Source organism: Winogradskya humida, assembly GCF_016862215.1.
Lineage (GTDB): Bacteria > Actinomycetota > Actinomycetes > Mycobacteriales > Micromonosporaceae > Actinoplanes > Actinoplanes humidus.
Map to the genome: position 1 here is coordinate 149,886 of NZ_BOMN01000115.1, position 9,525 is coordinate 159,410.

Here is a 9,525-nt window from a genome sequence, read left to right on the forward strand (position 1 = left end):
GTCGGAAAGCCTTCCGGCGAGAAGTTAGGACTTTGTCAGATCGCCCTGCCACTGCAGCAGCAGGATGGTGGCGTCGTCCTGCAGACAGTCCTGCTGGTACTCGAGGATGGCGTGCACGAGCCGGCGCGCGGTCTCGGCAGCGGGCAGGTCGTCGGCCACGGCGCGGGTGGCGAAGTCGATCAGCCGGTCGACGCCGAACGGGTCGCCGTCCTTGCCGCGGGCCTCGGTGATGCCGTCGGTGTAGAGCAGCACCTGATCGCCGGGTTCGAGCGCTTCCTGGATCACCACCGGCGGCCGGCGGTCACCGAGGGTCACGGGCAGCGCGGTGGGGGTCGGCAGGACGGTGACGACCCGGCCGCCACGCAGCACGATGCCGCTGGGGTGCCCGGCCGAGATGACCCGCAGGATGCCGGTGTCCTGGTCGAGCTCGGCGAGCACCGCGGTGATCATGCCGGTGCGGTCGTGGTCACGGACGGCATCGTCGAGGTGGTGGTAGGTCGCGGTCAGATCCAGACCACCCCGGCGAGCATTCCGGTACGCGGCCAGCGCGATCGAAGCCAGGATCACCGCGCGCATACCCCCGGCGGAGCCGTGCCCGACGGCGTCGAACAGCGCCAGGTGGGCGGTGTCCTCGTTGACCGCGTAGTCGAAGGCGTCGCCGCCGACGTCGTAACACGGCTCGAGGATGCCGGCGATCACGACGCGGCTCGTCGCGAACGTCAGCGGGGGCAGCTGGGCCCGCAGCATCTCGGCGGCCAGCCGCATCGGCTCGCGCCGGCGCAGCCGCTCGATCGTGTCGCTGTAGAGGTCGCACGTCACCACCAGCTCACCGACCAGCGCGGCAACGGTCGCGTAGTCGTCAACCGCCTGCTCGTCCAGCGGGCCACCGGTGACGACCTGCAGGACACCCATCCGCTCGCTGCCGTCCAGCAGCGGGATCCACACCACGTGACCGCCGTGGTCGACCTCGACGACCTGTGGCCTCCCCGTGGTGTACGCGCGGCCCGCGACGGTGCCGTCGACGGCGACGGGCTCCGGTTGCGGCTCCCGGTCGCCGGGCAGCGGCAGCAGCCCCCGTTGCCGGTGATCGACGACGTAGATGACCAGTGCGGTGACACCGAGCAGGCCGGCCGCCTGCATGGCCATGGCGGAAAGATCCTCGGGGCGGGCCTGGTAGCCCTGCCGGATCAGTTGCCGGAGTGCCGCAAGAGTGCTCACGGGACCTCCTCCTCCGGCAGTGAACCGGCTGGGCGGTAGACCGGAACTCTTCCGGCAGCGAACCGGCCCGGCTGCGGACCGAATCCTCCGGCAGCGAACCGGCTTGGTTCCCGAGTGAACCAGACGGTGAACGGAACGCGAAATGAACCGTCGTCACCCGTCAATATGGTGGCCGGTGGGCACTTTTGTCCATTAGCGTGGTGGCGTGCCCGATTTTCCCCGAGCGCGGGTCGCCGCCTGCGGTGGCCTGGTCGCCTTCGTGCTCATCATCGGTGCGGGAGCCCTGGCCATCAACCGGGCAGCCGGCCGTGACGGCGTCATGGCGCAGGCCGATCCCGTTGTGCCCCCGCAGGCCGCCCTGGTGCGGACGGTCCCGCCGCTGCGGGCCGCCCCCGCCCCCGCCGGGCTGCCGAAGATCGACTACTGGGGTGCCGCCGCAGGCTTCCCCGCGGACCGCGCGTCGACGTCGGTGAGGATGGTCCTCGAGGGACTCAGCCCGCATCGGAACCTGGTCGTCTATGACGCCGAGGGCGGGCGGCCCCGGGCCGTGCTGCCGCCGAAGATCAGCGGGATGCCGGTGGTCGTCCCGATCGTGGAACGCGCCAACGGCTGGGTCGGAGTTCTGCTGCCCACGCTCAACCGGCGCGTCGGCTGGATCCCCGACGGCGGCTGGACCCCGGCGACGCTGCGCGATCAGCTGATCATGAAACTCAGCACCCACCGCCTGACCTGGCTGCGGGACGGTGCGAAACAGGGGGAGTGGAAGGTCGCCACGGGTACCGAGAACACACCGACACCCCTCGGCCGTACGTTCGTGCTGGGCCGGACCGGGACGGACGGGGCGGCGTACGCGCAGCTCGATGCTCTTGTTCTCGGCTCGATCCCGGAGAACCCCGGGGCGCTGGCACCCAGCCTGCGCGACGGCCACACCGCGATCCACGCCTGGTACCGCCCGTCGGCCCTGGGCCGCAGCACCTCGAACGGGTGCATCCGCATGTCACCCGCCGCCCAGCGAACCGTGTTGCGGCAGGTCAAGCCCGGTGTCGTCGTACACATCATCAACTGACCGTGTCGTCGGGGACGACGGTGTGCTAGCTTGGGCCCGTTGCAGTTTTGGTTTCCTTAGACGTTCTCAACGCCTGGTGGGTTACTCAACCCGCCGGGCTATCGGTGTTTCGTCGCTTTCAGGGTTCCCCGGACAGCAGCGCGGGTTCCGCACAGTGCGGAAGCCACCAGTTGGCAGGAGAAGGTTATGGCTACAGGCACCGTAAAGTGGTTCAACGGCGACAAGGGCTTCGGCTTCATCACCCAGGACGACGGGGGCTCTGACGTGTTCGCGCACTTCTCCGCCATCCAGTCCTCCGGTTTCCGGAGCCTCGAGGAGAACCAGCGCGTCGAGTTCGACGTCGCCCAGGGCGCCAAGGGCCTCCAGGCGGAGAACATTCGCCCGCTCTGATGTAAAACAGCCCAGTGACCCCCGCAACGGGGACATCGGGTGTGGTGGCGGCCGGTCGCCCCAGGTCGAGATCCGCGTTCTGCGCGTGATCTCCCAGGGGAGATCGGCCGTCTCCTTGTCCGCGTTTTCCCAGGTGGGGGCCGAGGGTAGCCGGTAATGTCCGGCTGGTGATCACCGTGCCTGCGGGGAGCAGTCTCACCCTGCGCTGCCCCGGTACGCAGGACCGCGTACTCGTCACCCTGGCCGAGGTGCGGGCCGACTTCATCGCCGAGCTGCCGCCCATTCCCGTGCTGAGCCTCGACGGCCCCGGCGTACGCAGGTTCGGCATCCTCGAACTCGTCACCACCGCCGGGCTGACCTGGGTCGAGGGTGAGCTGCGCGACGACCAGTTCCGGGTGATCGGCGACGCGCCGACGGACATCGTTCAGCGTCGCTCGGCACCCCGGCGCTCGGGCGCGCTGCCCGCCGTCGGCACCGCGCAGATCCAGACCGCCGACGGGCGTCGCCTGGTCCCCCTGACCGGCCGCGTGGAGGACATCTCGACGGTCGGCTTGCTGTTGCGCGCCATGCCGTCCCTCCCGCCCGACATCGAGCGCACGATGGTGCACGTCTCGATGCCGTGGGGGGAGTTGACCGCCACGGTCAGCACCGTCGCGCAACGCGCCGACCTGCTGCGGGGCACCTATGAGTGGATCGGCTCCTCGGACGCGGTGGAGCTGGCCGGTTTCTGCGCCCGCTGACCGCTCCTGGGCAGCTGGTCGCGCTCTTGCGCCGGGAGCTGCTCCCGCTTTTGCGCCGGGAGCTGCTCGCGCTTTTGCGGCGGCAGTTGCTCCCGAAGGGCCGCGGCTATCTCTCCCGCTGCGGCGAGCTGTTCCGGCGTGAGGGCGTCGACGAACAGCTCCCGTACCGCCCGCAGGTGCGGCACCGTCGCCGCGTGGAACGCCTCCGCACCCGCGGCCGCCAGGCTGATCTCCGCACCCCGGCTGTCGGCGGGCGTCTTCTCCCGGCGGATCAACCCTCGCCGTTCCATCCGCCCGAGGTGGTGCGACAGCCTGCTGCGCTCCCACCCGACCGTCGTGGCCAGCTCCGACGACCGCATCCGGGTCTCCGGGGCCTCGCTCAATGCCAGGAGTACGCCGTAATCGCCCGGCGACAACCCCGTATCGCTCTGCAGACGCGTGGCCACCACCGAGCGCAGGGCCTCGGTGGCCTCCAGAAAGTCGCGCCATGTCCGCAGCTCGTCACGGGTCGGCAGACGGCGCCGGGAACCGGGCATAAGAATCCACCCTTCTCTGTTTGACATGTCGATCGTATAGCTGACACGTCAATTACTGGAGGACAGTGCCATGACCGACCTCGTGATGGGTCTCGACACGTTCGGCGACGTCCCGGATGACGACTCCGGGGTGCCGCTGAGCCACGCCGCCGCGATCCGGCAGGTCATCGACGAGGCCGTGCTCGCCGACGAGCTCGGTGTCGACGTGATCGCGCTGGGGGAGCACCACCGCCCCGAATACTCGATCTCGACCCCGGAGACGGTGCTTGCCGGCATCGCCGCGCGTACCAGCCGGATCAAGCTCGCCTCCGGCGTGACCGTCCTCAGCTCCGACGACCCGGTCCGGGTTTTCCAGCGCTTCGCGACCGTCGACGCCATCTCGGGCGGCCGCGCGCAGGCGATCCTCGGCCGCGGCTCGTTCACCGAATCCTTCCCCCTCTTCGGGTACGACATGAGCGACTACGACGTCCTGTTCGAGGAGAAGCTCGACCTGTTCGTGAAGCTGCTCGACGAGAAACCCGTCACGTGGGACGGCACCACCCGAGCCGCGCTGACCGACGCCGACGTGTTCCCGAAGACCGAATCCGGCCGGCTAGACACGTGGGTCGGCGTCGGCGGGTCGCCGCAGTCGGTGGTGCGTACCGCTCGCTACGGACTGCCCCTCATGCTCGCCATCATCGGCGGAGCCCCGGAACGCTTCGCCCCGTACGTCGACCTCTACCGGCGTGCCGCTGACCAGCTCGGCACGCTCGCCCACCCCGTCGGCATGCACTCGCCCGGCTTCATCGCCGACACCGACGAGCAGGCCCGCGAGCTGTACTACCCGACGTACAAGGTGATGCGTGACCGGATCGGCGCCCTGCGCGGCTGGCCCCCGCTGCGCCGCGCGGAGTTCGACGCCGAGGTCAAGGACGGCTCCATGTACGTCGGCAGCCCCGAGACCGTGGCCCGCCGCATCGCCGCGGCGGTGAAGTCCCTGGGCGTCGGCCGCTTCGACCTCGTCTACACGGCCGGTGCACAGCCGGTCAGCGCCCGCATGCACGCCGTCGAGCTCTACGGCTCCAAGGTGATGCCCATGGTCCGCGACATGCTGGCGTGATTTTCTTTCGGACTCCCGGGCAGAAGTCCGGCGCTTTGCTCTCAGTGAGGCCGCCAGGGTTGGGTTTGCGCTGCTCAGGGCGGTAGCGTCCGTCGCTGTTGCCTAGGGAAGAGGGTGCACCGCATGTCGCGGGTGTCGCGTCGCAGTTTGCTCACGCTGGCCGCCGTGGCCGCCCTCCCGGCGGCCTGTTCGCGCCAATCGCCCGAGACGTCCGCGTTGCCCACCCCGGCGGGCTCACCGTCCGCATCGCTCGCGCCGCCGGCATCCCCGGCGGCCTCCGCGTCGGCGGTGAGCAGCCTCGGCCCCGCGGCCACCGTCACCGCCTCCCCGTCGGCGTCCGCGTCCGCCTCGGCCACCGCGTCCAAGAACGCCAAGGTCGCCCGCGACACCGGCCGGGGCGGTCCGGTGTCGCCGGCCACCGGCAAGGTCATGCTCGGCGCGTACCTCAGCCTCAGCGGCCGGTCAGCGAGCGAGAGCCTGGCATTGCGCCGCTCCCAACTCGGCCGCGACCAGCGGATCGTCCACCAGTTCTGGGCGTGGGACGAGGCAATGCCACGCACCCGCTCCAACGTCCCGTCCAGCAGCACGCTCATGATCTCCTGGCACGGCGTTGCCTGGAACAAAATCAACGGCGGCGCCTCGGACAAGCTCATCGCCGCCGCAGCCCGCAACCTCGCCGCCCAGGGCAAACCCCTCCTCGTCCGCTGGGCCTGGGAGATGAACGGCGACTGGTTCGAGTGGGGCGGCGCGAGCAACGGCAAAAACGCCGACGGGTACGTCTCCGCGTGGCGCCGCATCCACGGCATCTTCGCCGACGAGGGCGCTGACAACGTCTCCTGGGTCTGGAGCCCGAACTGGAACTCCAGCCCCGGCGACGCCTGGAACAAAATGCAGCGCTACTACCCCGGCGACGACTATGTGGACTGGGTCGGCGTCTCCGGCTACAACTTCTACAAGGAATCCCCGGCCACCCTGTTCAACCCCATCGTGAACGCCTACGGCGCGAAGAAGCCCATCATCGTCACCGAAACCGCCGCCATCGACTTCGGCGGCACCACCAAGGCCGACTGGACCGACGACCTGGCCGCCTACGCCCGCCGCACCCCCGAACTCAGCGCCATAGTCTGGTTCGACACCGACACCCACAACGACACCAACTTCCGCATAGACAGCACCACAGCGTCCCTCGCGGCCTACCGCCGAATGGCCGCGAACTCCCACTTCCAGGGCTAACCCGGCCGCAGCCCCGCCCCCGGCATCATTGCCACGAAAGCCTGTCAATACGGTTGCCCCGTGACAGATCAGCCCTCCAACGCGTACCAGCACCCCCTCGCACCCCCGGTAGACCCCTTCGACCCCCCAATGCACGACCCCAACTCCCCGCCCCCCGCCACCCAGACTCTCGGCCCCCAGAGTCTCGGCGCTCAGAGTTTCGGCGCTCACCACCCGGCCCCTCAGCTCGCCGGCACGCAGGGTTTCGGCGCCGAGCACCTTGGCGCTCAGAGTTTCGGCGCTCACCACCCCGCCCCTCAGCTCGCCGGCACGCAGAGTTTCGGCGCCGAGCACCTCGGGACCCAGCACCCCGGCTCCCTCGATGCTCCCCGCGGGCCCGGCAATGTCCCCGGCAACCGCAGCCTCACGGGCATCGTCATCGGACTGAGCGCCCTGCTCTTCATCGGCGCCGCGGTAGTGATCGTCAGCCTCTGGCACCACGACAAAACAGCGGGCCAAACCCCCGCAGCCGCGGCCACAGCCTCGTCCGCCCCGGCCCCCGCACCCCCGGCCCCCGCGCCCGCCGACCCGACAGCCTCCGACCCGGCAGCCTCCGATCCCGCGTCGTCCGACCCCACGCCGTCGGACCCCACGCCATCCGGAACCGGCTCGTCAGATTCCTCGGCCAGTGACGATGTCGCATCCTGGCCGGAGTTGCGGGCGCTGCCCGGAAGCGCCGAGGCATCACTGCGTTTCGCGAAGGACGGCCCGGAAACCAAGGTCGCGTTCGTGAACACCACCGCCGGCACCGTGAGCATCTCGTGGCTGGACACCGACGGCAAACGTGTCGAGTACGCAACCCTGAAGCCCGGCGACACCTACACCCAGAAAACCTACGTCGGCCACTTCTGGGTCGCCGCCCGCACCGACAACGCCGAGGCGATCGCAGTCTTCCAGCCGACAACCCACCCCTGCCGAGCCATCATCCGCTGACCCCCGCCCGCCCACCCGTACCGCCCTCCACCCGACCTGACATGATCATCTATATGTCCACAACTCCGACGAACGATCTCACAGCACCACCGATCACCCGTCCGCAACGATCGGCCTGGCTTCCCCGCTCCGGAGGAGCAACAGCAGTCCTGTGCGTCACCGCGCTCATCGCCGCACTGCCCGCGCTGTACTTCGTGTTCCTGGCCTTCGCCTCGTTCCTGTGCATGAGTGACTCGTGCTCGAACACGAACATGCTCTACTCCGTCCCCTTCGCACTGGCCGCGGTCCTGCTGGCACTGTCCCCGTTCGCCGCGGTCCGGCTCTACCAAGGAAAGTGGGCAGCCGCTCCCCAGCTGCGCCTGGCCGCGGTCCTGGCCGCGGTCCTGGCTGCGGACGTCCTGATCGTGGGCGGACTCATGACGCTGTTCATGTGGTACCTCTCCTCCTAGGCCTCACCGAGCCCGCTTGGTGTGAGCCAGGCCGATTGGTGTGGCCGAGCCGGTTGCTGGAGCCGAGCCCGCTTGGTGTGAGCCAGGCCGGTTGGTGTGAGCCAGGCCGTTTGGCGCGACCGAGCCGGTTGCTGGAGCCGAGCCGGGTTGGTGTGGCTGAACCCGTTTGGTGTGGCCGAGCCCGGTTGTATGGCCGGGCCCGGCTGGCGTGGCCAAGCATGATGGGCGTGGGCGGGCATGGTGGGCGGGCGGGGCGTTGGGAGCGATGGTCATGGTCCGATTCGCCGTAGGGTGATCGTGGTCAGTTCGGTCGGCGTGGTGGTGGTGTTGCCGCGGCAGGAGTACGAGTCGGGCAGGGCGAAGTCCCCGGCCTCCGGGACCAGGGAAGCCCCGCCCGGCTCGCTCAGCGTCGCCGTGACGGCGGGCTCGGCCAGCTCCATCCGGCCGTGCCGCGCATCCAGCCGCCACCGGATGGTCCCCGCCCCCGAATATGCGACCGTCCCGATGGTCTGCGCGCCTGAGTGCGCCACCGCCGAGACGGTCTCCGAGCCAAGATAGAGCGTCGCCGCGCCGTCGCCGGTGAACGACCAGATCGCACCTCGGCGTTCGACCCAGGCAACCGTCGCATCCCGCAGCAACGCGGGCTGCAGATGTGGCACCTCGGCCCAGAACCCGACCAGGCACGCGTCGATCGCAGTCACCGTGCGCGGCCCAGGCCACCCGGCTGCCGGTATCGCCGCAGCCAGCACGAGCAAGCTTCCGGCCGCAAGACACCACGCGCCAACGGCCCGGTCTCGCAACCGGTCGAGCTCCCGCGTGATCACCGCCCGGAACCGTGCCCGGTCGGTCCGGAACAGAATGACCAGCCCTACATCGAGCCGCACACAGGGCCGCCAGGGCAACCCGAAAGCCCGGCCCTCCGATGTGTACGCATACGGCGCCAGCACCCACGCCGGCTCCCGCCCGGGCCCGGCCAACCCGGCCAACCCGGCCAATTCCGCCCCGAGTCCCTCCGGCACCTGATCGCTGCCCCGCAGCATCCACCACGGATGCAGCGCGGCAACCCCCACCACCATGGCAACGCCGACGATCATGACCCGAGCGACCCAGCTGACCAAACCGTCGACGACCGGCGTGATGCAGTCGCGGAAAGCATCGCCGGGCAGCGTCGAACACTGCTCCCGGACCGCCACCAGTGCAGCCGCATGCGAGGGCACCGCACCATAGGACAGCAGCGCGAGAACGGCGCAGATCCCAGCACCGCCGACGATCCGGACCACCCACCACCTCACGCCGCGCCGTCCAGCCACAACGCCCCACCCTGAAATGCCCCGCCCCACAACGCCGGCCCCGCGATCGCGTCGGCGAGCCGGAGCGCCCGCCCCGGCGCCCACCGCCCAGCGCCGGTCAGCACCTCAACGATGATCGAATGAACCCGAACATCCCCCGACAGCAGCCGCCCTGCCCCGCCGAGCCCTGCCCCATCGAGCCCTGCCCCGCCGAGATCCAGGCCCCTGAAACCCGGACCGCCGGGTCGCAGCGCAACCTCGATCAGGTGGTCCGAGATCATCCGGGCGGCCTCCAGCATGAGCGTGGTGAACGGCACGTCCGCACCGCCGAGCGCCCGCTCCCGATCCCGGAAGTAGGCCCGGGCCAGCACCCGGAACAGGTCACGCTCAGACTCCACTCCGGCCCGCTTGATGAGCGCCTCGGCCAGCCTCGATATCGCGCGTGAGTCCACCACCGGTTCCAGCACAGGGCACCCTCCCGGTTACCCGGCGGCCCGACCGCCGGAACGACTTGGGCTATCATTCGAACATAT

General features: G+C 69.9%; 11 protein-coding genes. 7 read left to right on the forward strand and 4 right to left on the reverse strand.

Annotated elements, in window-relative coordinates:
• Positions 1-24 precede the first annotated feature (24 nt).
• Positions 25-1,218: a PP2C family protein-serine/threonine phosphatase gene (locus Ahu01nite_RS40600; protein WP_203842078.1), complete on the reverse strand. Its 1,194-nt coding sequence runs from the start codon at positions 1,216-1,218 to the stop codon at positions 25-27.
• Between the two features lie 205 nt (positions 1,219-1,423).
• Between Ahu01nite_RS40600 and Ahu01nite_RS40605 the strand changes: the two genes are divergently transcribed.
• From Ahu01nite_RS40605 to Ahu01nite_RS40615, 3 genes are all read left to right on the forward strand, one after another.
• Entirely contained in the window at positions 1,424-2,284 is an 861-nt protein-coding gene (locus tag Ahu01nite_RS40605; protein ID WP_239159526.1) for a L,D-transpeptidase, read from the forward strand.
• A 186-nt stretch (positions 2,285-2,470) separates the two neighbouring features.
• Positions 2,471-2,674, forward strand: coding sequence for a cold-shock protein (locus Ahu01nite_RS40610; protein WP_203842079.1), 204 nt, complete (start codon positions 2,471-2,473; stop codon positions 2,672-2,674).
• Between the two features lie 167 nt (positions 2,675-2,841).
• The gene (locus Ahu01nite_RS40615) at positions 2,842-3,414 is read left to right on the forward strand and encodes a hypothetical protein (RefSeq protein WP_203842080.1); all 573 of its coding nucleotides are present in this window, start codon (positions 2,842-2,844) and stop codon (positions 3,412-3,414) included.
• Here Ahu01nite_RS40615 and Ahu01nite_RS40620 read toward each other — a convergent pair.
• Positions 3,357-3,950 (reverse strand): MarR family winged helix-turn-helix transcriptional regulator, encoded by a 594-nt coding sequence (locus tag Ahu01nite_RS40620; protein WP_203842081.1) that lies wholly within the window; start codon positions 3,948-3,950, stop codon positions 3,357-3,359. The genes Ahu01nite_RS40615 and Ahu01nite_RS40620 overlap by 58 nt on opposite strands.
• Positions 3,951-4,020: 70 nt before the next feature.
• Here Ahu01nite_RS40620 and Ahu01nite_RS40625 point away from each other — a divergent pair, with 70 nt between their 5' ends.
• The 4 genes from Ahu01nite_RS40625 (at position 4,021) to Ahu01nite_RS40640 (ending at position 7,703) form a co-directional block, all read left to right on the forward strand.
• Entirely contained in the window at positions 4,021-5,049 is a 1,029-nt protein-coding gene (locus tag Ahu01nite_RS40625; RefSeq protein ID WP_203842082.1) for an LLM class flavin-dependent oxidoreductase, read from the forward strand.
• A gap of 123 nt (positions 5,050-5,172) precedes the next feature.
• Positions 5,173-6,282, forward strand: a complete 1,110-nt coding sequence (locus Ahu01nite_RS40630; RefSeq protein ID WP_203842083.1) for a glycoside hydrolase family 26 protein — start codon at positions 5,173-5,175, stop codon at positions 6,280-6,282.
• Positions 6,283-6,342: 60 nt separating this feature from the next.
• Positions 6,343-7,254 (forward strand): VHL beta domain-containing protein, encoded by a 912-nt coding sequence (locus Ahu01nite_RS40635; protein WP_203842084.1) that lies wholly within the window; start codon positions 6,343-6,345, stop codon positions 7,252-7,254.
• A 53-nt stretch (positions 7,255-7,307) separates the two neighbouring features.
• Positions 7,308-7,703: a hypothetical protein gene (locus tag Ahu01nite_RS40640; protein WP_203842085.1), complete on the forward strand. Its 396-nt coding sequence runs from the start codon at positions 7,308-7,310 to the stop codon at positions 7,701-7,703.
• A 269-nt stretch (positions 7,704-7,972) separates the two neighbouring features.
• Here Ahu01nite_RS40640 and Ahu01nite_RS40645 read toward each other — a convergent pair whose 3' ends face one another.
• Both Ahu01nite_RS40645 and Ahu01nite_RS40650 read right to left on the reverse strand, forming a co-directional pair.
• Positions 7,973-9,013, reverse strand: coding sequence for a hypothetical protein (locus Ahu01nite_RS40645; RefSeq protein WP_203842086.1), 1,041 nt, complete (start codon positions 9,011-9,013; stop codon positions 7,973-7,975).
• Positions 8,992-9,447: a hypothetical protein gene (locus Ahu01nite_RS40650; RefSeq protein WP_203842087.1), complete on the reverse strand. Its 456-nt coding sequence runs from the start codon at positions 9,445-9,447 to the stop codon at positions 8,992-8,994. The genes Ahu01nite_RS40645 and Ahu01nite_RS40650 overlap by 22 nt, the downstream gene beginning before the upstream one ends.
• Between the last annotated feature and the right edge of the window lie 78 nt (positions 9,448-9,525).